This is a genomic window from Acinetobacter sp., assembly GCF_045628685.1.
GTDB lineage: Bacteria > Pseudomonadota > Gammaproteobacteria > Pseudomonadales > Moraxellaceae > Acinetobacter.
Window position 1 is genome coordinate 1 of record NZ_JAZQPV010000091.1, and the last position, 23469, is coordinate 23469.

17 protein-coding genes are annotated in these 23469 nt (G+C 41.2%); 7 read left to right on the forward strand and 10 right to left on the reverse strand.

Annotation, left to right across the window (positions count from 1 at the left end; genetic code table 11):
* Positions 1-396: 396 nt before the first annotated feature.
* Positions 397-1362, reverse strand: a complete 966-nt coding sequence (locus ACKI4H_RS11740) for a LysR substrate-binding domain-containing protein (protein WP_407305915.1) — start codon at positions 1360-1362, stop codon at positions 397-399.
* A gap of 257 nt (positions 1363-1619) precedes the next feature.
* Between ACKI4H_RS11740 and ACKI4H_RS11745 the strand changes: the two genes are divergently transcribed.
* The 5 genes from ACKI4H_RS11745 (at position 1620) to epmA (ending at position 8029) form a co-directional block, all read left to right on the forward strand.
* Entirely contained in the window at positions 1620-2834 is a 1215-nt protein-coding gene (locus tag ACKI4H_RS11745) for an acyl-CoA dehydrogenase (RefSeq protein WP_407306084.1), read from the forward strand.
* Positions 2835-3066: 232 nt separating this feature from the next.
* On the forward strand, positions 3067-4473 hold the full coding sequence (locus tag ACKI4H_RS11750; protein ID WP_407305917.1) for an MFS transporter: 1407 nt from the start codon (positions 3067-3069) through the stop codon (positions 4471-4473).
* 44 nt (positions 4474-4517) lie between these two features.
* Positions 4518-5747 (forward strand): CaiB/BaiF CoA transferase family protein, encoded by a 1230-nt coding sequence (locus ACKI4H_RS11755; protein WP_407305919.1) that lies wholly within the window; start codon positions 4518-4520, stop codon positions 5745-5747.
* Between the two features lie 237 nt (positions 5748-5984).
* The gene (locus ACKI4H_RS11760; protein ID WP_407305920.1) at positions 5985-7052 is read left to right on the forward strand and encodes a 4-phosphoerythronate dehydrogenase; all 1068 of its coding nucleotides are present in this window, start codon (positions 5985-5987) and stop codon (positions 7050-7052) included.
* A complete protein-coding gene (gene epmA, locus ACKI4H_RS11765) occupies positions 7049-8029 on the forward strand; it encodes an EF-P lysine aminoacylase EpmA (RefSeq protein ID WP_407305922.1) in 981 nt (326 codons plus the stop codon). Before ACKI4H_RS11760 ends, epmA begins: the two co-directional genes overlap by 4 nt.
* Positions 8030-8153: 124 nt before the next feature.
* Here epmA and ACKI4H_RS11770 read toward each other — a convergent pair whose 3' ends face one another.
* From ACKI4H_RS11770 to ahcY, 6 genes are all read right to left on the reverse strand, one after another.
* On the reverse strand, positions 8154-9389 hold the full coding sequence (locus ACKI4H_RS11770; RefSeq protein ID WP_407305924.1) for a multifunctional CCA addition/repair protein: 1236 nt from the start codon (positions 9387-9389) through the stop codon (positions 8154-8156).
* 87 nt (positions 9390-9476) lie between these two features.
* Positions 9477-11750, reverse strand: coding sequence for an NADP-dependent malic enzyme (locus ACKI4H_RS11775; RefSeq protein WP_407305926.1), 2274 nt, complete (start codon positions 11748-11750; stop codon positions 9477-9479).
* 146 nt (positions 11751-11896) lie between these two features.
* Positions 11897-14758: an EAL domain-containing protein gene (locus ACKI4H_RS11780; protein WP_407305928.1), complete on the reverse strand. Its 2862-nt coding sequence runs from the start codon at positions 14756-14758 to the stop codon at positions 11897-11899.
* A gap of 171 nt (positions 14759-14929) precedes the next feature.
* Entirely contained in the window at positions 14930-15646 is a 717-nt protein-coding gene (locus tag ACKI4H_RS11785; protein ID WP_407305930.1) for a 16S rRNA (uracil(1498)-N(3))-methyltransferase, read from the reverse strand.
* A 30-nt stretch (positions 15647-15676) separates the two neighbouring features.
* Positions 15677-16513, reverse strand: coding sequence for a methylenetetrahydrofolate reductase [NAD(P)H] (gene metF, locus ACKI4H_RS11790; protein ID WP_407305932.1), 837 nt, complete (start codon positions 16511-16513; stop codon positions 15677-15679).
* Between the two features lie 224 nt (positions 16514-16737).
* Positions 16738-18120 (reverse strand): adenosylhomocysteinase, encoded by a 1383-nt coding sequence (ahcY, locus tag ACKI4H_RS11795; RefSeq protein WP_407305934.1) that lies wholly within the window; start codon positions 18118-18120, stop codon positions 16738-16740.
* Between the two features lie 238 nt (positions 18121-18358).
* Here ahcY and ACKI4H_RS11800 point away from each other — a divergent pair, with 238 nt between their 5' ends.
* Both ACKI4H_RS11800 and ACKI4H_RS11805 read left to right on the forward strand, forming a co-directional pair.
* On the forward strand, positions 18359-19384 hold the full coding sequence (locus tag ACKI4H_RS11800; RefSeq protein WP_407305936.1) for a DUF4917 family protein: 1026 nt from the start codon (positions 18359-18361) through the stop codon (positions 19382-19384).
* Between the two features lie 52 nt (positions 19385-19436).
* Positions 19437-19961, forward strand: a complete 525-nt coding sequence (locus ACKI4H_RS11805) for a cysteine peptidase family C39 domain-containing protein (RefSeq protein ID WP_407305938.1) — start codon at positions 19437-19439, stop codon at positions 19959-19961.
* A 55-nt stretch (positions 19962-20016) separates the two neighbouring features.
* On the opposite strand, the gene ACKI4H_RS11810 is transcribed toward ACKI4H_RS11805, so the two are convergent.
* From ACKI4H_RS11810 to radA, 3 genes are all read right to left on the reverse strand, one after another.
* The gene (locus tag ACKI4H_RS11810) at positions 20017-20529 is read right to left on the reverse strand and encodes a tetratricopeptide repeat protein (protein WP_407305940.1); all 513 of its coding nucleotides are present in this window, start codon (positions 20527-20529) and stop codon (positions 20017-20019) included.
* Between the two features lie 348 nt (positions 20530-20877).
* Complete coding sequence (locus tag ACKI4H_RS11815; protein ID WP_407305942.1) at positions 20878-21855, reverse strand: Tim44 domain-containing protein; 978 nt, start codon at positions 21853-21855, stop codon at positions 20878-20880.
* A gap of 114 nt (positions 21856-21969) precedes the next feature.
* A complete protein-coding gene (gene radA / locus ACKI4H_RS11820) occupies positions 21970-23361 on the reverse strand; it encodes a DNA repair protein RadA (RefSeq protein ID WP_407305944.1) in 1392 nt (463 codons plus the stop codon).
* Positions 23362-23469 lie beyond the last annotated feature (108 nt).

Below are 23469 nucleotides of genomic sequence, written 5' to 3' on the forward strand. Positions count from 1 at the left end.
GGTGTTCCTGCTTCAGCTTGTTTCAAAATACTCATAATTAAGCTGTCTGAATATTTAGATATTTTCATAGAAAATCTCCTTGGATAAAGATTATTCGATTTTCTACTTTTAAACTCAATTATTTGCAGGGAGCATTACCTAAATAAAGAAGAATCTTAGATAAATTTGTGCATATCCAGTGGATATAAATGACTTAAAAGATTGAATGTAAAAGTCTTTAAGCGGGTACTTATTGAGAGTAGATTATTAAGATTTGCGAATGATTGTAGAAGGGAAGATTACTTCACACCATACAAATACACATTTTATTATGATTAAAAGTAAAAACTTAAAAATCCTGATATCAATTCATTAGGGAAATCTCAATGGTATTAAAAAGTATAGAAATGCATTGTTTTATTCTTCTATATTTCTATCATTATTATTGGTGGGTGAAAGCAGTAATTCTTGTTGAATCCAATCGATAAATTTTTGGATCAGCGGAGAGGATTCTTGACTAGAATGTACTAAATAATAAGAACGACTTCCTTCCAGTTTTTTACTCGAGGCAATGACTAATTCTTTGTTGTATAGTTCAGGGTTAATCAGTATTTGTGGTATGAGCGCCATGCCCATAGATTGCTTGGCTGCAACCGCCAACATGGAGAACAATTCATGTCGGTGCCCATCATAAGACTTCGGATGAAATATTTGATGGGTTTTAAACCATTCATGCCAAATGGTCGGGCGGGTGGTTTGTTGTAACAGCGGAAGCTGAATGAGCTGTTCAGGACTTAAATCATAGCTATATTCATTAACCATTTGTGCATCTGGAAAATTTTTTAAAATCAGCTGCGGGGAGCAAACCGCAATCAGGTCTTCTTTCATTAAGTAATGGGTTTGTACGCCGGGCCAATGTGCGATTTGTTGCGGCGTTCCTGCATATATTGCAGCATCAAATATGGTCTCATTAAATAGAAAGGGTTTGGTGCTGGTTTCTAAATGAACGGTAATTTCAGGGTAAATTTCATTAAAACGGTGCAATTTGGGGAGCAGCCAACAGGTTGCAAAAGTAGGAACCACACCTAATTTTAGCGTTCCCCCTAGACCTTTATGCGCCATAATATCTAAAGTACTTTGCTCCAGACCCAATAAATAAGGTTTGATCAGACTGTAATATTGCTGTCCTGCAAGGGTGAGTTCGACGCCATGTCGGGTACGGGTGAATAATTCAAGTTTAAGAAATTCTTCGAGTTGCTGAATTTGCCGCGACACCGCACTTTGGGTAATACACAGTTCCTGTGAGGCATGCGTATAACTGGCATGTTTGGCCGCAGACTCAAAACACAATAAACTTTGTAAAGAGGGGATGTGACGACGCATAGATAAATCCTTTTATCTGAACCAGATATTTTAAAATGGCATATGAAGATGCGAAACCTATTCAACTTTAGTCTAAAAATTGAATAATGTCTGATAAATATAGTCGCCAAATCCATTGTTATCTATCTGCTTAAAATAAGATATGCGTAAATGGTATAGCTGCATGCAAATTTATCGTTTGAAAGAATCATTTTTCCGCCATAGCATCGAGTCAGATAAATAGAACATGATATCGAGCAGAGGAAGCGATGAATCAAATGATCAATATGAAAAATACAGCAAAAGTTCAATTTAACTGGCAAGACCCGTTTTTAATCGAGCAGCAACTCACCGAAGAAGAGCGCATGATTCGCGATGCAGCAGCTGCGTATTGTCAGGACAAGCTGATGCCACGGGTATTGGAGCAGTTCCGCCATGAAAAAACCGATCCGGCTATTTTCCGTGAAATGGGCGAGCTGGGTTTACTTGGCCCAACCATTCCTGAACAGTACGGCGGTGCAGGCTTAAACTATGTCAGCTATGGCCTGGTGGCACGTGAAATTGAATATGTCGATTCAGGCTACCGTTCCATGGCGAGCGTGCAAAGTTCTCTGGTGATGGTGCCGATCAATGAATTTGGTTCTGAAGAACAGAAACAAAAGTATCTACCAAAACTGGCAACGGGTGAATACATCGGTTGCTTCGGCTTGACTGAACCGGATCATGGTTCTGATCCGGGCAGCATGATTAGCCGTGCTAAAAAAGTCGATGGTGGTTACCGTTTAACTGGCGCAAAAATGTGGATTACCAACAGTCCGATTGCCGATGTATTTGTGGTCTGGGCCAAAGAAGTATCCGCTGAGGGTAATGTCGGTGACATTCGCGGATTTATCCTGGAAAAAGGCTGGGAAGGGCTATCTGCTCCTGCGATTCATGGCAAGGTCGGCTTACGTGCCTCGATTACCGGTGAAATTGTGATGGATAGCGTTTTCGTTCCTGAAGAAAATGCCTTCCCGGAAATCCGTGGCTTAAAAGGTCCATTTACCTGTCTGAACAGTGCCCGTTACGGGATTGCCTGGGGTGCCATGGGTGCTGCAGAGTTCTGCTGGCATACCGCACATCAATACACCATGGACCGCAAGCAGTTCGGCCGTCCTTTGGCTGCTAATCAGTTGATTCAAAAGAAACTGGCGGATATGCAGACTGAAATTGCACTAGGCTTACAGATTGCCTTACGTTTTGGCCGCATGAAAGATGAAGGCATTGCTTCGGTTGAAGGCACTTCACTAATCAAGCGCAATAACTGCGGCAAGGCACTGGATATTGCACGTTTGGCACGTGACATGTTGGGTGGAAACGGTATTAGCGATGAGTTTGGTGTGGCGCGTCATCTGGTCAATCTGGAAGTGGTGAATACCTATGAAGGTACCCATGATGTGCATGCCTTGATTCTCGGTCGTGCTCAAACAGGAATTGCCGCATTCGGTAATTAAGTTAGTTCTTCAATTCAGGATGTTTATTCATGGGCATCCTGGGACTTTCTGTCTTAAAAAATCAATAATTAACTTAAATTAAAGGATTCATCGTGAAACATTCTTGTAGATCTGTGCATTTGCATGCTTAAAGTTCAAATGGAACGATAGAAAAACAATAAAGAACCTAAGGCAAATGTAGAGAAATAATAGGACAGCCGATGACTCATTTGGAAAAATGAGGGATATGGAAATGAATAATGATATACAGGCTGGAGCAGGAACGCTCAGCAGAAAATTACCATCCAATATAGGTACAGCGCACCGTATTCATAAAAACACCTGGAAAATTGCATTTGTTTTTGCGTTTATTTCACTGGTAATTGATGGTGTCGACATCATGCTGTTGTCATTCAGCCTAACCAGCTTAAAAGCTGAGTTTGGACTGACTTCATTTCAGGCCGGTATGCTGGGAAGTTCATCACTTGCCGGAATGGCGCTTGGTGGAATTACCGGTGGATGGGCATGTGACAAATTTGGCCGAGTAAAAACCATTGCTTGGTCTGTGGTTTTCTTTTCAATCATGACCTGTATTTTGGGTTTTACTCAAACTTATGAGCAATTCATGATTTTACGTTTTATTGGTGCATTTGGCTTGGGTTCATTATATATGGCCTGTAACACGCTCATGGCAGAATATGTGCCAACAAAGTATCGAACAACCGTTTTAGGCACATTACAGACTGGTCAAACCGTTGGTTATATCGTGGCGACGTTGTTGGCCGGCGCAATTATTCCTGACCATGGCTGGCGTATGCTGTTTTATGTCACGATTGTTCCAGCAGCATTTGCACTTATTTTCATGCGTTTTGTACCTGAACCTGCATCTTGGCAGGAAGCAAAAATAGAGCAATTTAAACGTAAAGAGTTAAAAATTGAACCTACTAGTGAAGCTATCACTGCTAAAGCTCCTTCTGAAAGTGTTTATAAACGTATTTTTGGACATACCCAGCACCGTAAAATGTTTTTGTTATGGATGAGCACAGCTGCCTTTTTGCAGTTTGGCTATTACGGTGTCAATAACTGGATGCCAACCTATTTAGAAACTGAGCTGAATATGAACTTCAAAGCTTTAACAGGCTATATGGTCGGTGCCTATACAGCGATGATTCTGGGGAAAATTATTGCAGGCTATGCTGCTGATAAATTGGGTCGTCGGGCAACTTTTGTTTTTGGTACAGTTGCTACAGCTGCATTTTTGCCGGTGATTATTTTCTACAATACACCAAGCAATATTGCATACCTGTTAATTACCTTCGGCTTTCTGTACGGAATTCCGTATGGAGTAAATGCAACTTATATGGCGGAAACTTTCTCGACCGATGTTCGTGGTACAGCCATTGGCGGTGCGTATAACATGGGGCGTCTAGGCGCTGCAATTGCACCTGCTACCATCGGGATTATTGCGGCAGGCGGTTCATTCACCATGGCATTTATTGTGATGGGTACAGCCTACTTTATTGCTGGTGTGATTCCAGGATTCTTTATCCGTGAACGCCAGTATGATCCACAGCAATCTTCATTAGTGACGGCCACAGATACGGAAGAGAAAACACCGAGTATTGTCGCAGTAACCAACAAAACAATTACCGCTAAATAATAAAAAAAGCCAGCAGAGGACGCTGCTGGCTTTTGGAGTAGAACATGGGTGCATTACAAGGAATTCGGGTGCTGGATTTAAGCCGCGTACTGGCAGGTCCATGGTGCGGGCAGATTTTGGCAGATCTTGGCGCAGAAGTGATTAAAATTGAACGTCCAAAAGTAGGGGATGACACCCGTATGTGGGGACCACCATGGATGCTGGATAATCAGGGTGCTGCAACCCGTGAATCGGGCTATTACCAATGTGCCAACCGCAACAAATATTCAGTTGCTATTGATATTGCAACTGAACAAGGGCAGGAACTGATTCGTGAAATTGCCAAAACGGCTGACGTAGTGATTGAAAACTATAAAGCAGGCTCATTGGAAAAATACGGTTTAGATTATGCATCTTTAAATCACCTTAATCCGAACTTGGTCTATTGCTCGATTACCGGATTCGGTCAAACTGGCCCACGTGCTGAAGAACCGGGTTATGACTTTATTATTCAAGGCATGTCGGGACTGATGAGTATCACCGGTGAAAAGGATGAGTTGCTCGGTGGGGGCGCGCAAAAAGTCGGTGTAGCAGTCGTCGATATTCAAACAGGCTTGTATGCAACAGTTGCCATTCAGGCAGCTTTACTGGCACGCCAACATACTGGTCGTGGGCAATATATTGATTTATCATTGCTAGATGTGCAAGTAGCTGCACTTGCCAATCAAGGTATGAATTATTTAACTACAGGTATATCTCCAAAGCGTATAGGGAATCATCATCCGAATATTGTGCCGTATCAGACTTTTAAGGCTAAAGATAAGGAATTTATTATTGCTTGTGGTAATGATAAACAGTTTAAAGATTTATGTATCGCCATTGGGTTGCCTGAGTTATTAGAAGATCAAAAATTCCAACGTAATCAAGATCGTGTTAAGTATCGTGATAAATTAATTCCATTACTATCTGAGTACTTCTTGGCTAAAAATGCACAAGATTGGGTAGCGGCAATTCATACAGTAAAAGTACCGGTCGGGGTGATTAACTCAATAGAAGATGCATTGAATGAGCCACAAATTCAATCTCGTGACATGGTGGTAAATATCGCACATCCATTGAATGATCATTTTAAAATGATTGGTTCGCCGATTAAACTATCTGATACCCCAGTTGAATATAGGCATGCTGCGCCACAATTAGGTGAACATACTGAACAGGTTTTATCGCAATTTAAAACTGAGGATGAATTAAGAGCTTTAAAAGCGCAGGGTGTTATTGATGGTGCAGTGGCTTAATCTATTTGATTGAAGTTTTACTGGTTCTGTTATGACCGATTTTTTTATAGAATTCGGTCTTTTTTATCTTTGGTAGTTTAATATTAAATTGATAAAAGAGTCGAACAATGGGGAAAATGAAAAAGGAAATTAAGAACGATTTAATCTCGCGTTAAGTATTTGCTTCTTCCTTAACGTGCATAGTCAGATTCACTTTCAAGGGTTATTATAGCGATCTTCATGTCATTGGAATGCACTATGAAAATCGTTGCGGATGAAAATCTGGCCTTTACCGAATATTTCTTTGGAGATTTTGGCGAGATTCAGCAAGCAGCAGGACGGACTTTAACCCATACAGATGTACAGGATGCTGAAGCCTTGCTGGTTCGTTCTGTGACCCAAGTAAATGAACTGCTTATTCAAGATACAAAATTAAAATTTGTCGGCAGTGCCACCATTGGTACAGACCATCTCGATATTCCAGTTTTAGAAAAACACAATATCGCATGGTCAAATGCGGCAGGGTGTAATGCGCAGGCAGTAGCTGAATATGTGATTACCGCACTGCTATATTTACAACCCGATTTAATCGAGAAAAATGAACAATTTACTCTGGGTATTATTGGCCTGGGGAATGTCGGTTCACGTCTGGCCTATATGGCAAAATTGCTCGGCTGGAATGTGGTTGGTCATGATCCTTTTGTGAATCGTGAACAGATCCAGCAAGTTGAATTAGTAGAATTGTTAAAAACAGCAGATGCCATTTCTATTCATGTACCCTTAACCAAAATCGGGGAGCATCCAACTTTTCATTTGATCAATGCGGATGCTTTGACACAAATGAAACCTGAAGCGATCTTGATTAATTCAGCACGTGGGCCGGTAGTTGAGGAAGCGGCACTGATTGCGGATATTCAACAGACCAATCGCCCAGTGGTATTGGATGTATTCGAACATGAACCTGAAATTTCAGAACAACTGTTAAATCTGATTCGTTTGGTAACCCCGCATATTGCGGGCTATAGTCTGGAAGGTAAAGCGCGTGGCACACAAATGATTTACGATGCTTTCTGTAAAACCTTTAATTTTACTGCAGATAAAAAATTTGAAACTCAATTACCGGTCTGTGAGCAATATTTCCAGAATCAGGATTTGAAACAGGTACTGAAACAGTATCTTGCTCAAATTTATAATATTGCACGCGACGATGCCAACCTGCGTGCCTGCTTGAAAGACGGTAAAGTGGATCAAAAAGCTTTTGATTATTTACGTAAAACCTATCCCTTACGCCGTGAATGGGCAGCCCATGGAGGGCCTCAAGCATGAGTCAAACTGTTTCTTATCAGCCGACTTGTGACTTAAAAGCCATCCAAGCTCGCGCCAAAATGTATGGTCAAATCCGTCAGTTTTTTGCTGAACGTGATGTGCTTGAAGTGGAAACACCAATATTGTCTCAAGCCGGTGTAACCGATGTACATTTAGCATCTATTCAAGCCCAACGTCATCTAGGTGGCCGCAAACACACCCATTATTTACAGACTTCACCTGAATTTGCCATGAAGCGATTGCTTGCCAGCGGTAGCGGTCCAATTTACCAAATTTGCAAAGTCTTTCGTGATGATGAACATGGGCGCAAACACAATAGTGAATTCACCATGCTGGAATGGTACCGCCCAAATTTAAGCTTGAAAGAACTGATGTTTGAAGTCACTGACTTGCTCAATGTGACCTTGGCACATCGTTTTGGCGAAGTCCGTCCGACCATTTTAAGTTACAAACATGCCTTTATGGGTCGTCTCGATCTCAATCCATTACAGGCCAGTCTGAAGGAACTGAAAGACTGCTGTAACCGTGTGGGGCTGAATCTGGATTTGGGTGATGACCGCTTGGGTTATATCGACCTGTTATTTTCACATATGGTTGAACCGAGTCTGGGTTTTGATACGCCGGTATTTTTAACCGATTTCCCCCATGAAATGGCATCGCTCGCGAAAGTTAAAGTCGATGAAGAGGGTGAACAGGTTGCAGCACGTTTCGAGCTTTATATTGAAGGCTTGGAATTGGCCAATGCCTATGATGAACTGATTGATGCTGACATTTTGCGCTCACGTTTTGAAGCCGATAATCTTGAGCGTGCAAAGCTCGGCTTGCATGTGATGCCGATTGATGAATATCTGCTTGCAGCTTTACCGCATATGACTGAATGTTCCGGCATTGCTTTAGGAATTGACCGTTTATTGATGGTCGCAACTGAACAGATGAAGCTGGAAAAAGTGATTACTTTCCCGGCGGATATTTCTTAATTGTATTTCTAAAAAAATCTTATAAATCCCTCCCAACCTCCCTTTAAAAAAGGGAGGGGAAAGTTCTTCATTTTTTAAAGATGACGAGCAGTGCTATGTGAGGCGAGGGATTAGAATAAAAAAGCTATACAGCAGCAATAATCTGACGGGCTTTTAATTCTTCAATTGCTTGAATACGCCGTTGAATCAACATTTCCCCAATATCCGGGCCACTAATGTCAGGTGGCAAATCCTGCGCTTTAATGCCACGGACCACTTCCATTGCATCCAAGACATATCGCGATTGTGGATATTCACGATCCTCTAGACCTAAGCGGCCACGTGAATCGCACTCACATGCTTGAACATAGGCTTCAACACGTTCAGGACGACGTAATACATCCAGACGTTGTAATAAACGCCATAAAGTGCCCGGTTTAAGATTCAAAGCTTGATGACATTTTAAATGCTCTTTACATACTGCAAGAGCAAGCTGCTTGGTATTGGTGGGAACTTTGAGTCGATCACACACCTCGGTTACTGGTTTGACCCCACGTTCTTCATGCATGATATGGCGCGGTAGTTCCTCGGCTGGTGTGAGCGCCTTGCCTAAATCATGAACCAGAACAGCAAAGCGTACATCGAGTGAATAGTTGGCTTTACAGGCTTGTTGCAATGACATCATGGTATGAATGCCACAATCAATTTCCGGATGATATTCAGGACGTTGCGGAATACCATATAAGGCATCCAACTCCGGGAAGAGCACTTTTAAAGCACCACAAGCACGCAATACTTCAAAATATTCATCAGCATGATTTTCCATCAAGGCACGTGAAGTTTCTTTCCATACCCGTTCAGGCATCAATGCCTGTAATTCACCCGATTCAGCCAGTTGTTGCATCAATGCTAAAGTTTCAGCGGCCACCGTGAATCCCAATGCTTTATAACGTGCGGCAAAGCGTGCGATGCGTAAAACGCGTAGCGGATCTTCTACAAAAGCATTGGATACATGACGTAATATTCGATCGGTTAAATCTTGCTGACCATTATAAGGGTCGTATACCTTACCATCTTCATCCATCGCCATCGCATTAATGGTCAGGTCACGACGGATCAGATCTTCTTCAAGGCTTACACTCGTATCTGTATAAAATTCAAAGCCATGATAACCATGACCGGATTTTCGTTCGGTACGGGCTAAAGCATATTCTTCTTTTGTTTGGGGATGTAAAAAAACAGGGAAATCTTTGCCCACCGGCTGATAGCCCTGAGCAAGGAGTTGTTCAGGTGTTGCACCAACAACCACATAATCTTTTTCGTGATAGGGGTGACCGAGTAAGTGATCACGTACTGCACCGCCTACTAAATAAACTCGCATGAAAAAACCTCTATTCTTCAAGCAATCATGCTACAGAATAGAGGTTTTCTCAAGTAAAGAACCTTAGCTTTTTGCTAAAGTTAAATACTAGCCTTCTTGTGACTGTTGAATTTCAGCAACTGTCAACGCGGTCATATTCACCACACGACGTGTTGTTGCAGTTGGTGTCAGGATATGCACAGGTTTCGCAGCACCCAACAGAATTGGGCCAATGGTTACATTGTTGCCTGAAGTCGCTTTCAACAGGTTAAATGAAATATTTGCTGCATCTAGGTTTGGCATGATGAGCAGGTTTGCAGAACCTTTGAAACGTGAGTTCGGGAATGCGAAATGACGAATATTTTCATCAAGTGCAGCGTCACCGTGCATTTCACCTTCAACCTCAAGTTCAGGTGCAATTTCACTTAAAATTTCAAATACTTTACGCATTTTTTGTGCGCTTGCATCAGTCTGGTCAGAGCCAAAGCTTGAATGCGATAACAATGCAATACGTGGAATTACACCAAAACGACGTACTTCTTCAGCCGCCAAAATAGTCATTTCCGCCAACTGTTCAGCCGTTGGATTAGTATTTACATAAGTATCGGCAATGAACAAGTTGCGATCCTGAAGCATTAATGCATTCAGAGTAAAGAATGTACTACGACCTTCTTTTAAGCCAATCACATTTTTTACGAAATCTAGGTGAATGTCATAGCTCGAATAAGTACCACAAAGCATACCGTCTGCATGACCGTGTTTCACTAGCATTGCAGCAATCAGGGTAGAGCGGCGACGTGCTTCACGATGTGCGTATTCAGGCGTTACGCCCTTACGCTGCATGATTTGATAGTAATCATCGGCAAAAAATTCGTAATCTGGATTTTTCTCTTGATCCACAATTTCAATGTTGAGACCGTGTTCAAGACGCAAGCCCAATTTCTTGATGTTTGCTTCAATAACCGCAGTACGACCGACCAGAATCGGAAACGCTAAACCTTCATCTACCGCAATTTGTACCGCACGAAGTACACGTAAATCTTCACCTTCCGCATAAGCAATGCGCTTAGGCGCTGTTTTTGCCTGGGCAAAGATCGGTTTCATCATGAATGCAGAGTTGTATACAAACTCAGACAATTTTTGACGATATGCAGAGAAATCTTCGATTGGGCGAGTCGCAACACCAGAATCCATGGCCGCTTTTGCGACAGCAGGGGCAATTTCAAGAATTAAGCGCTGATCAAGCGGACGTGGAATAAGATAGTCACGACCAAATGATGCAGATTTTTCACCATATGATGCTGCATCCGCTTCAACGTGTGCCATACGTGCAATGGCATGTACACAGGCAATTTTCATTTCTTCGTTGATGGTGGTTGCACCAACGTCTAAAGCACCACGGAAGATATACGGGAAACAAAGTGCATTGTTGACTTGGTTCGGATAATCCGAACGACCTGTTGCCATAATCACGTCATCACGAACTTCGTGTGCATGTTCAGGCAGAATTTCTGGATCCGGGTTTGCCAAAGCAAAAATGATTGGATTTTCAGCCATCACTTTAACCATTTCTTTGGTCAAAATGCCTGCCGCTGAAAGTCCCAAGAACATATCCGCACCTGCAATTACATCTGCTAATTGAGTGCCTTCAATATCTTGAACATAACGTTTTTTTGATTCATCCAGATTGTCACGTTTAGTGGTAAGCAGACCACGTGAATCGGCAACGGTAATATTGTGTTTGCTTGCACCTAAGGCGCAAAGTAAATCTAGACAAGACAATGCAGCTGCACCAGCACCTGAAGCAACAATCTTGATCTCTTTAATTTTTTTGCCCGTCAGTTGTAATGCATTGAGCAAAGCTGAACCGACAATGATGGATGTACCATGTTGATCATCATGAAAAACAGGAATATTCATGCGTTCACGAAGTTTTTGCTCGATGTAGAAACATTCTGGTGCCTTGATGTCTTCAAGGTTAATGCCACCAAAAGTAGGTTCTAGTGCAGCTACGATGTCCACAATTTTGTCTGGATCGTTTTCAGCAATTTCGAGGTCAAATACATCGACGCCTGCGAATTTTTTAAACAGTACACCTTTGCCTTCCATGACCGGTTTAGACGCTAAAGGACCGATGTTACCTAAACCTAAAACTGCAGTACCATTACTGACCACTGCAACAAGGTTGCCACGTGCAGTGTAAAGTGCTGCAGTAGATGGGTCGCGTTCAATCTCTAAACATGGTGCTGCGACACCTGGAGAGTAAGCCAGCGCTAAGTCATGTTGGTTGACCAGCTGTTTGCTTGGCGTAACACTGATTTTCCCTGGGGTTGGATATTCGTGGTAGTACAAAGCTTGCTGTTTTAATGATTGATCGTCCATCTGTATCTCTATTGTTGCTTAAGTTGCCCAGCCCGAGCTGGTGGTTTTTTGCTTAGTTTTACTGAATATAACATTTGTTGCGACCTTAGCACAGTCGCGAATATGCCATTTTCAAGTAAACTGATATTTAGGTGGGGCGACTTATATTAAGAAGGTATAAGTCGGTGTTGTTCCAGGAAGATGGTAGCTTCATTTTCGGGTAAAGGTTTTGAAAACAAGAAGCCTTGAGCAATGTCGCATTCCAGATCTTGCAGATACTGAAGTTGTTCCTCTGTTTCAATGCCTTCTGCAACCACCACCATGCCCATGGCTTTGCCCATGGCAATCATGGCGCTGACAATGGCTTCTTGCTTGTCTTGCCCGATTCTGGACACAAAGCTGCGGTCTATTTTTAATATATCAATAGGAAAATCAGCTAAATAAGAGAGTGAAGAGTAACCCGTGCCAAAATCATCCAAGGAGATATTGATCTTACGTTTCTTGATTTCATCCAGCAGATTTTTAACCGTAACCGAGTTCTCAAGCAGGGATGATTCGGTAATTTCAAGCTCTAGGTTAGAGCCCGAAATTTTATAGGTTTGAATGGCATGATCGAGGTCTTCGAGTAACTGTCCACGTTGCAATTGCTGTGCAACAACATTGACCGAAACACATATATTATTAAAGCCTAAGTCATTCCAGTTCCTGATTTGTTTAGCGGTTTGTTGTATCACAATTCTGCCAATATCCGAAATCAAACTGGTTTGTTCGGCGAGGGGAATGAACAGGTTCGGTGGAATAATGCCTTTGCTTGGATGGTTCCAGCGAACCAAAGCCTCAAAACCATAAATATGATGGTCACTAAAATTAATTTTTGGCTGATAGTAAACAATCAGTTCATTGTTGTTAATCGCGAGCCGTAAATCGCGTTCCAGATAAATCCCTTGCTCAAGTAAAGTCGTATTTTGATTGGAATAAAAACGGATGGTATTGCCACCTAGACTTTTCGCTTCGGTTAATGCCTGCTCAGCACAATTATTCAGGTAGTCCAGTTGGCGACCATTTTCAGGATAGAAAGCGATCCCTATAGACAGGGTAATAATATGATCCTGACCGAAGATATTAAAGGGGAGTGAGAATGCTTTGCTCATCCGTTCACAATGCTGCTTAACCGATGGACGAATATGCGAAATTTCATAGACGATGGCAAAGTCATCTCCATTTAAATGAGCAACCAATAATGCTTCAGCATGGGTGAGCCGTAATCTTTGTGCTACTTGGCGTAACAGTTCATCGCCACCACTATTGCTCAAAAATTCATTTAAAGGTCTGAAGCGATCAATATTTAAACGAATTACAGCAAGCTGTTTAATCGAATCCTTTTGAGTGACTAAATATTGATGTAGTTGATAGTTATAATAAAAACGATTCGGAAGGTCGGTCAGTGGATCGTAATTTTCTAGATAGGACAGGCGTTGTTCTTGCAATTTACGTTCAGTTAAATCAGAGACGATACCAATATAGTGGGTGACACGATTTTTTTCATCGCTAATGGCATTGATGCGCATCCAGACTGTAAGTTCCTTACCAGACAGGAATTTTTCATTTAGCTCACCATCAAATTCACCCATTTTATTCAGTTGATTAATGATGTCAGAATGGCTGTTTCTTTGCTCTGCCTTATAATTTACAGCAATATCAAATAAGTTTTTGCCAATAATTTGGTCGTGTGTAAAACCTGTTAATTGCTCATAAAATGGATTGACGTCGATATAGCAAAGTTGCTCATCGAGGATGAATATTCCTTCAGCTGCCTGTTGAAGTACACTTGCTGCAAGTTTCAAGCGTTCCTGATCGGTACGTTCCTGATGAATATCCCGACGAATACCAACCATCCGCAGAGGCTTATGATTGAGAGGGTCGCGTGCAATGACCCGGCCAATATCATGAACCCATTTCCATTTGCCATTGCTATGCTGAATTCGATAAGTAGCTTCATACTGATCGGTTTGACCGCGTAAATTTTGCTTCATCGAGCTTTTGAAGTGGTCGATATCCTCGGGATGAATAATATTTTGCAGCTGATGATGGTGCAGTTTTGAAGGTTTTAAAGTCTTTTGATGCTTAGAGTCGGTAACTAAAATTTCCCGATCTTTAATATTCCAGTCCCACGGTCGAAGTCCTGCAACTCCATGAGCTAACATCAAATTTTGTTGCTGATTTTCCAAATCTGCATTCATTTTAGCAATATCAAAAGTACGCTCTTTGACTTTCTGTTCAAGCAGCTGATTATTTAATTGTAATTGTTGTTCGATATCTTTGGATTTATTAATTTCATTTTGTAATTGCTGGCATAACTCATCGGTCCAGAGCACTTGTTGTTCAGCATTTTTAACCAAGCGATTGTTTTTGGAATATAGCGCTGAAATACGTTTATGAATTCGCATCGTAGAATTTGCGCAGAGTAAAATAACAATTAATATGAAATTAATCGTTAAATGGAACAAAAAATTTGAGGTCTCTGTGACAATAAACTGGGAAGCAAGATAAGGAAAAATTGCAGGCAGAAAGGTCAAACAAAAATAATTTAGACGTTGAGTTAAGAAAGTCAGGGCAAATACCTGGCTCACAATCAGTAATAAAGCTGAGAGGATTAAAGCATTCACTTGGCTGAAATTAGAGTTATATTCCGGTAGATAGTAGTAAATTAGACTAATACCAATTGCAATACAGATTCCTATTGCCAAACATTGAAATTGTAGCCAGCGATGTGCGTGATTGAGAGCGAAATTATACGGCTTAAAATAAAGACTGAGAATGAGTAAACTTAGGCAACTTAAGAGTTCGGTCGTAATAAACCATACATTGAAATAGAAAGATGATTTTGTAAAATAAAATTGATAAATGCCATAAATATATAAGGAAACGATCAGAATACTAATGAGAAAGAATCGACTGAGTCGAATCGTATTGGTAATTTGAGCAGCACTCACATGCTGTTTAATATATTCATCTTGAATATCTGACATAAAAGCAGAAACCTTATTTTTGTTTTGCGATAAATTGCTTTTCTGAATATTAATCGTATTTAAAAAACTATGCTGTATTTTAAATATACATTTGTGTCTTTAAATCAAGATTAATAATGTTATTCAGAAAAATCAATCAAATCAGGCAGTATTTATCCGAAATCAGATGAACTATACAGTTACTTTATAATTTAAAATAGATAAAGCAACAATCGGGGCAGTTTCTGTGCGTAAAACGCGATTGCCAATACACCAATTTATAAATCCGGCATCGTTGGATAATTGTATTTCAGCTTCGCTGAGTCCACCTTCAGGCCCAATTAAAAGTGCAATATCGGGTGTAATATTGGCTAAAACATCAACTTGATCTTTATTGGGTGCAAGCACCAGTTTTGTGTTCGGCAGCTCACTGGCTAACCAGTCTGGCAAAGAGAGCGGTGCTAACACTTCAGGAACTTTATTCATTCCGCATTGCTCACAAGCAGCAATAGCAATGCCTTGCCAGTGATCAATCTTTTTTTGATCCCGATCATACTTAAGGCGCATTTCACAACGTTCTGAGGTGAGGAGCTGGATTTTTGCAACACCCAGTTCAACTGCTTTTTGAATGGCATAATCCATGCGATCACCTTTACTCATGACTTGTCCAAGTAAAGCGGTAAAGGCAGGAGTGCGATCATCAGGGTTGAATATATTTACAGAAACGCTTGCTGATTTTTTCGAAACTTCAACAAGCGTCACTTCGTATTCACCACCTTGTCCATTGAACAAGGTGGCCTTTTCACCGACTTGTGCACGTAATACTTTCACCCAATGATGAAAAACCGTTTCGGTTAATTCAATATTCATATCAACCGCCAAATTAGCTTCAATATAAAAACGCGGCATTTAAGTATTACTCACAAATCAAATAAAAAATTAAGCTAAACCCAGATCATTCACGAGCTGACGTGTTGGATCTGTCGTGTTCATAGTATAGAAATGCAAACTTGGCGCACCCCCTGCAAGCAGACGTTCACACAATTTCACCACAACTTCATGACCAAAAGCCTTGATTGAAGCAGAGTCATCACCATAAGTGGCCAGTTGCTTGCGAATCCAGCGTGGGATTTCAGCACCCGTCCCATCTGCGAAGCGGATCAGGTTGCTTGCATTGGTAATTGGCATAATGCCTGGAGCAACAGGAACATTCACACCTTCTTTTTGAATACGATCTACAAAGTAGAAATACGCATCTGGGTTAAAGAAGAACTGTGTTAAAGCAGCATTGGCACCGGCATTGGCCTTTTCGACAAAGTGTTGAATATCTTTATCAAAGCTGTCCGCTTGTGGGTGCATTTCAGGATAAGCTGCGACTTCAATGGTGAAGTGATCACCTGAATGTTCACGGATGAAACGAACCAGATCCTGTGCATAAGGCAATTCTCCCAAGCCAACCTGACCAGAAGGTAAGTCACCACGCAGCGCAACAATACGGTCAATGCCTTGTGATTTGTACAAATCAAGCAACTCGGCAATACGTGCTTTGTCATCACCAATACAAGAAAGGTGAGGGGCTACAGGTGTGCCTTTGCCATTAAAGTCATTGATTGCAGCGAGTGTGCGTTCACGGGTCGAACCACCAGCACCATAAGTCACTGAAAAGAATTCAGGATTTAACAGTTGTAATTCTTTATGAACAACACGAAGTTTTTCCGCGCCAACATCAGTTTTGGTCGGAAAAAATTCAAACGAAATTGGGACACGTTTGGTCATTTTTCAAATCCTTTTTTATCAATACTGTTTTAATTTTCACCCTCTCCCTGACCCCTCCCAAAGGGAGAGGAGAATTCATTGCTGAATTATGCAGGGTTCAAGCCAAATTTATTCATATGATGAAATTAAACGTCCATCGGAAATAAATTTGGCGATCACCCTCTCTTGCGCTCGTTTTAAAGCACTGCTTAAAACGAGCGCAAGAGAGGGATGGGGTGAGGGTATTAGTATTTATAATTCTCAGATTTGAATGGACCTTCAACTTGTACGCCAAGGTAGTTAGCTTGTTCTTGAGTTAATGTCGTCAATACACCACCGAAACCAGCAACCATTGCAGCAGCAACTTCTTCATCTAGTTTTTTAGGAAGAAGTTCTACACGGATCGCAGCTTGTTTTTGATCTTCAGGGAGATCGGCAAATTTTTCAGCGAACAAGTGCATTTGAGCCAACACCTGGTTAGCAAAAGAACCATCCATTACACGTGATGGATGACCCGTTGCGTTACCAAGATTAACCAAACGACCTTCAGAAAGAAGAATTAGATAGTTGCTTTCATCTTCTGAACGATAAACCTGGTGTACTTGAGGTTTAACTTCAACCCATTTGTAACCACGTAAGTAATTGGTATCAATTTCAGTGTCAAAGTGACCAATATTACAAACCACTGAACCTGCTTTTAATGTATCTAACATTGCAGAGTCACATACGTGGTAGTTACCAGTCGTTGTTACGATCAGGTCAGTGTTTTGAAGAAGATCCACATTGATATCTTCTTTCTTGCCCGTTTGTACGCCGTTTTTGTATGGAGATACGACTTCGTAACCGTCCATGCAGGCTTGCATAGCACAGATTGGATCGATTTCAGTTACACGAACAATCATGCCTTCTTGACGAAGTGATTGAGCAGAACCTTTACCTACGTCACCGTAACCAATTACAAGTGCACGACGACCAGACATCAACATGTCAGTACCGCGTTTGATGGCATCGTTTAGAGAATGGCGGCAACCGTATTTATTGTCATTTTTAGATTTAGTCACTGAATCGTTTACGTTAATTGCAGGAACTTTTAAAGTACCGTCACGTAACATTTCATAAAGACGTTGCACGCCAGTGGTGGTTTCTTCAGTCACACCGTGGATTTTAGCAATCAGTTCAGGATATTTTTCGTGAACAACAGCAGTCAAGTCACCGCCATCGTCTAGAATCATGTTGGCATCCCAAGGTTTGCCATTCACATTGATTTGCTGTTCAAGACACCACATGTATTCTTCTTCAGTTTCGCCTTTCCAAGCGAAAACAGGAATACCGCGAGCAGCAATAGCCGCAGCAGCGTGGTCTTGAGTAGAGAAGATGTTACATGAAGTCCAGCGAACTTCTGCGCCCAGTTCAACCAGAGTTTCAATTAAAACAGCAGTTTGAATGGTCATGTGGATACAGCCGAGAATTTTCGCGCCTGCAAGTGGTTTAGCTGCAGCATAACGCTTACGCAAACCGATAAGTGCCGGCATTTCTGCTTCAGCAAGTTTGATTTCTTTACGACCGTATTCAGCAAGTGAAATATCAGCAACTTTATAATCTGTAAATGAAGCATTAACCGCGTTCATCAGGATCTCCTAGGATAAAAATAGATTGGATCGTTATGTTCGCGGATGCCGTTTTTGATCAAAATCAGTATTTCACCGAAGTTTTGACCTGATCGTCGAGCCTAGCGATTTCACATTTAGTGCCTGTGAAAAAGTCGCAGCATCCCTCGACTAGCCGGCTATTGTACTTGGAAAATGATTTTGTTCCAATCGAGAATTGATTATTATCTGGCTGATAAATGAGTACTTAGATAACTTAATGATGAATAAAGAAATAAATTATGAAATAAAAAATTGGAATGATATTTCAGCTCACTATATTAATGGCAGCTTAATTATAGGAAATGGGGCAAGTATTGCATTACATAACAAGTTTGCATTTAGTTCATTGAAAGAAGTAGCTGAACAAAATGATCTCTTCACTAATGATATTTCCAAGTTATTCACTGAATTTGATACTTGTGATTTTGAGTTGATATTGAGATTAGTTTGGCATGCAAAATTAGTTAATAAACATTTGGGAATAATTGATCATAAAATTGATTCAGCTTATGAAAATATTAAAAATTCTCTGATTGAGGTTGTAAAAGAAGTTCATTGTGAACACGCTGATATTGTCGATAAATTACCTCAGCTGTATCAATTTACAAAACAGTTTAAAACTATAGTTTCTCTTAACTATGATTTAATTCTTTATTGGATTCTCATGTATGGGAATCGTGAAAGAGATGGGCATAAATTTAAAGACTGTTTTCAGGGCGGTGGTATTTTTAGGAATAATTGGAAAGATCTTCGTGACCCTATATATGATCAAAAAGAAGTTACCTTAAGTTTTTATCAACATGGAAATTTATCTATCTTTAGAGACGCAAAAAATTTGGAAATAAAGCTTCAAAGTAGTGAGTTTTCGAATCTTTTGGATATTATAACTACTCAATGGACAGATGATAAAATCCCTTTATTTGTTGCCGAGGGGACTGGTACTAAGAAAGTAGAATCTATAAAAAGTAGTCCATATTTGAGTGCTGTTTTTTATGAAGTTCTACCAGAATTAATTACTGAAAATTCTAATTTAGTAATTAATGGATGGGGCTTGGGAGAACAGGAATCACATTTAGTTCAAAAAATATTTAAGAATAAAGATTTAGGAAAAGTTGCTATTTCAACATATGATAAAAATCAAGATGAATGTCATCGAGTTTATCGACTCATAAAGGATATTGCTCCAGATATTGATGTGGAATTTTTTGATAGTCAGAGTTCAGAGTGTTGGAATAATCCTTAATAGAGTGGATATTTATATTATTATCGGCACAATCATATTTTGGATGAAAATTATGGCCTTAGAAATGCCTGAAGAATTAGCCAATCTAGAAGCAAATGGTGGGATTTTTGCGGTGTGGATGCTGCTGCAGCATTTAGGGATCGATGCTGATATTCAGCAACTTGTAGATGTATGTGGATATAATTCGGAAAATGGCACGACCACTATTGGTCTGGCTGTTGGATTAAAAAAATTTGGTTTTAATGTTCAGTTTTATACCGATCATGATCCTGATCTTCAGGAGAGTGAAAAAATCAGTTATCAAGAAGCTGAGCAACTAGGTTTGCCTATTCTGCCCGCGTTAAACTATGAGCAAATCCAGCAGGCATTTGATCAAAATAAATTTGTGATTGTCTATTACGACACATTAGAAGAGGTAGGGAATCACTCACTGGTTTATGATGTCAATGCGGATGAAATCTGTTTTTTTGACAGTTTTGATGCGATGCCTGCTTTGGTTTTTGAGCAGCAACGTCAAGTAGACGGAATTTGTCGACAAGTGATTGTGGTTGAAGAAAATGGTTGTACCGAGAGTTAAGATTTAAAAACTGTATAAAACAAAAGCCCATTATTTGATGGGCTTTTTAATTCAATTATTCTTCAGCAGATTGAGCTTTATCATGCCAGTAATCGGCTTTTTCATCATCCACATCTACACCCAAACCATGTTCATAAATGCAGGCTAAATCACGCATGGCTTGAACTTCACCCAGTTCAGCGGCTTGCTTGACCAGTTCAACAGACTTGGTCACATCCTTTTCCACCACATCGCCACGACGGTAAAAATTCGATAACTCTAAAAGCGCAGCAGGGTGTTTATGTTTCGCTGCTTGTTCTAACCAGCGGTAAGCATGTTCAAAATAGGTTTTTGCTTCCTCCGGATCTTCTTCCAGCATGTCTTTTGCATAAAATGCATAACCTTCACCCAGCCAGTACATGGCTTCAACATGACCCAGTTGAGCGGCTTTGAGTGCCCATTCTTCAGCAAGGGCAACATGCTCATCATTTTCACTTTGCATATAAATTTCAGCAAGCTCAAATTGTGCATCACGGTTGCCTGCCATTGCACGGTTAAAAAGTTCGGTAGAAATAGGGAGATCAGACATTAAAAAATCCAAAGATAGATTTGAGTGAAGCTAAATATTTAAACTAAGAAAACCAATCTGAAAACTGGCTGTTCAATTATAGCGTGCTTTTTTAGATTAAGTTAATCACGCAACTTAAGGCCATGATAACAAGATATATAAGTCATAAGAGTGATTGTTGGTTTTGCTTCTTAGAGAGCCTAAATACAGACCAATAAACGCAGACCAATAACACAGACCAGTAAACAAAGGCAGAGTAGGTGAATCGGATCAGCATGGAAGTTGTTTATAGAAGATTTGGATCTAATTTACTTTTATAAAATTCATAAAAAACAGCGACAGAAGTCGCTGTTTTTAGCTCAGAAGAACTTAAGCCTCTTGTTGAATACCGGCAACCAACCAGTCCTGGTTAGAACCTGCGGGCTTGGTGAAATGCCAAACTTCTGCAAAAGGTTGCGGTAAGCTGTTTAAATCTTCGCTTACAGTACCCGTAAAACGAATGCTTATCACATACTGACCATTTTCAGTTGAAGAATCTGTAACCATCGCATTGAGATTAGAGAATTCAGCAACGTCTTGGTCTTGGTTCCCCATAATATCGTTATACATAGACTGATAAAGATCAGGTGTTAAATAACGTTGAATTTCAGCAACATTACTAGCTGTATTCATCGACTGAATATGGTTAAAACGCTGACGAGCAATACGCAAGAATGCTGCAGGTTCAGTACCATCTGGTAATTGATTGCCATTGCTGGTTGAAGCATTACCAAATGGCGCTTGAATTGCTGCACCTGCAGAACTACCTACTGACTGACCAAAAATATTGCTGTTGTCATTCGACGTACGTGGTGCTGCATTTTGTTGACCAAACGGTGCATTATTGCCTGCATTGTTTGGTGCATAAGGATTGTTAGCGGCTAGTTTTTTTTTTGCTCCGAATTTACGGAACAAGAAGAATGCGACTGCGGCTGCTAGAAGCATCCAGATCCAGCCTGGAAGTCCGCCTTTTTCTTCCTCCTGCTGTTGTGCTGCAGTAGCATCAGCACTGCTTGCAGCAGGTTTGTCATCTGCCATTGCATTCGCTGCAACTGCACCAATTGCAGCACCTGCAACACCAGCAGCTACCATTTTACCTACACCAGAACCCGATTTTTGAGCAGGTGCGGTAGTCGGTTGTGGGGCAGGATTAGCTTGACGCGGTTGTTGGTAAGACTGGGTTGGAGCAGCAGAACGACTCATGCCATGGCTTTTACCACCACCTGCACGTTTCGCTTCAGCCATTGGTGCAACCACCAAAGCCGCCATTAAAAGACCTGCCATCAAACCACGCTGTCGAACTTCCATCGAATTTTTCCTAAATAAAAAAATAAATTATAACGCTATAGTTATGCAGTCATTTGTACTGAATTTCAATATCAAAATGGTGTTTTTTTTACATAATTTTTCATATGTTTAAGCTTAAGCCAACTCTTCACTTAAGCTCATGGCTTCGCTTAATGCTTCATGTAAACGTGCCACGGAAATGATCTGCACATTCGGAATTGGTTTTTGCGGCGCATTGCCTCTGGGTAGAATAATGTACTTAAAACCATGCTTAACCGCTTCTTTTAATCGTTCCTGACCATTCGGCACAGGGCGAATTTCACCCGATAGCCCAACTTCGCCAAACACAGCCAGTTGTTGAGGCAATGCTTTACCACGCAAGCTTGAAGCACAGGCCAGTAAAACTGCCAAATCAGACCCTGTTTCGGTGATTTTTAAACCACCGACTACATTGACATAAACATCTTGCCCTGCAGTTTGTACCCCGCCATGACGATGCATTACCGCAAGCAACATGTTCAGTCGGTTCTGGTCCAAACCTAAGGCCACACGACGTGGTTGGCCATGTGCATCGTCTACCAATGCTTGCACTTCAACCAAGAGTGGACGGGTACCTTCACGACTAATCATCACAATCGAACCGGGAATGGCTTCATCATAACGACTTAGGAAAATAGCGGATGGATTGGAAACTTCCCGCAAGCCTTTCTCGGTCATGCCAAACACGCCCAATTCATTGACTGCACCAAAACGGTTTTTTACCGCACGAATCATGCGATAACGTGAGTCAGATTGGCCTTCAAAATACAAAACACAATCGACCATATGTTCCAGAACACGCGGACCCGCCAAAGCACCTTCTTTGGTCACATGCCCCACAAGAAATAATGAGGTGCCACTGTTTTTGGCAAAGCGGGTCAGTAATGCGGCAGATTCACGAATTTGGGACACACCGCCTGGTGCAGATTGCAAGGTTTCGGTATATAACGTTTGAATGGAATCAAGAATGGCAACGGCAGGACGTACTTGTGCCAGGACTTCACAAATACGTTCCACACAGGTTTCCGCCATGACTTGAAGGTGCTCTGTCGGCAACTCCAGACGGTGGGCACGTAAAGCAACCTGTGAAAGTGATTCCTCACCCGTGACATAAAGCGCAGAACTTTGTGCAGATGCCATATGCGTGGCGGTTTGTAAAAGAATCGTGGATTTACCAATTCCTGGGTCACCGCCAATCAGCACTACAGAACCCGTTACCAGACCGCCGCCCAGAACCCGGTCAAATTCACTAATGCCAGTTTCTAAGCGTGATTCATGTGAAACAGAAACTTTATTTAAGGTGGTGATATTCGCGACTTGACCAGCATAGCCGCCACTTATTTTCGGCTGTGCGCGATGAGTCACGGGAGGTGCAATGCTGACTTCGGTCAGACTGTTCCACTCACCACATTCGCTACATTGACCTGCCCATTTTAGATGGTCAGCACCACATTGTTCACATCGATAAACACTTTTCGCTTTGGCCATATTTTTATTTGAAATATACAAAATTAAAAACTGGCTACAGCATACAGCGGTAGATCCAAATAAAAAAGCCACCTATAAGGTGGCTTGTGGGTCATCATAAAAAACTTG

Bases quoted from the DNA above. Each gene is read 5' to 3' on its own strand.
- ACKI4H_RS11810 (WP_407305940.1), bottom strand. From the start codon at position 20,529: ATGTCTGATCTCCCTATTTCTACCGAACTTTTTAACCGTGCAATGGCA.
- ACKI4H_RS11785 (WP_407305930.1), bottom strand. From the start codon at position 15,646: ATGCCGCGTTTTTATATTGAAGCTAATTTGGCGGTTGATATGAATATT.
- ACKI4H_RS11750 (WP_407305917.1), top strand. From the start codon at position 3,067: ATGAATAATGATATACAGGCTGGAGCAGGAACGCTCAGCAGAAAATTA.
- ACKI4H_RS11755 (WP_407305919.1), top strand. From the start codon at position 4,518: ATGGGTGCATTACAAGGAATTCGGGTGCTGGATTTAAGCCGCGTACTG.
- ACKI4H_RS11780 (WP_407305928.1), bottom strand. From the start codon at position 14,758: ATGTCAGATATTCAAGATGAATATATTAAACAGCATGTGAGTGCTGCT.
- epmA (WP_407305922.1), top strand. From the start codon at position 7,049: ATGAGTCAAACTGTTTCTTATCAGCCGACTTGTGACTTAAAAGCCATC.
- ACKI4H_RS11775 (WP_407305926.1), bottom strand. From the start codon at position 11,750: ATGGACGATCAATCATTAAAACAGCAAGCTTTGTACTACCACGAATAT.
- ACKI4H_RS11800 (WP_407305936.1), top strand. From the start codon at position 18,359: ATGATGAATAAAGAAATAAATTATGAAATAAAAAATTGGAATGATATT.
- metF (WP_407305932.1), bottom strand. From the start codon at position 16,513: ATGACCAAACGTGTCCCAATTTCGTTTGAATTTTTTCCGACCAAAACT.
- ACKI4H_RS11770 (WP_407305924.1), bottom strand. From the start codon at position 9,389: ATGCGAGTTTATTTAGTAGGCGGTGCAGTACGTGATCACTTACTCGGT.
- ACKI4H_RS11740 (WP_407305915.1), bottom strand. From the start codon at position 1,362: ATGCGTCGTCACATCCCCTCTTTACAAAGTTTATTGTGTTTTGAGTCT.
- radA (WP_407305944.1), bottom strand. From the start codon at position 23,361: ATGGCCAAAGCGAAAAGTGTTTATCGATGTGAACAATGTGGTGCTGAC.
- ACKI4H_RS11760 (WP_407305920.1), top strand. From the start codon at position 5,985: ATGAAAATCGTTGCGGATGAAAATCTGGCCTTTACCGAATATTTCTTT.
- ACKI4H_RS11815 (WP_407305942.1), bottom strand. From the start codon at position 21,855: ATGGAAGTTCGACAGCGTGGTTTGATGGCAGGTCTTTTAATGGCGGCT.
- ACKI4H_RS11805 (WP_407305938.1), top strand. From the start codon at position 19,437: ATGGCCTTAGAAATGCCTGAAGAATTAGCCAATCTAGAAGCAAATGGT.
- ACKI4H_RS11745 (WP_407306084.1), top strand. From the start codon at position 1,620: ATGATCAATATGAAAAATACAGCAAAAGTTCAATTTAACTGGCAAGAC.
- ahcY (WP_407305934.1), bottom strand. From the start codon at position 18,120: ATGAACGCGGTTAATGCTTCATTTACAGATTATAAAGTTGCTGATATT.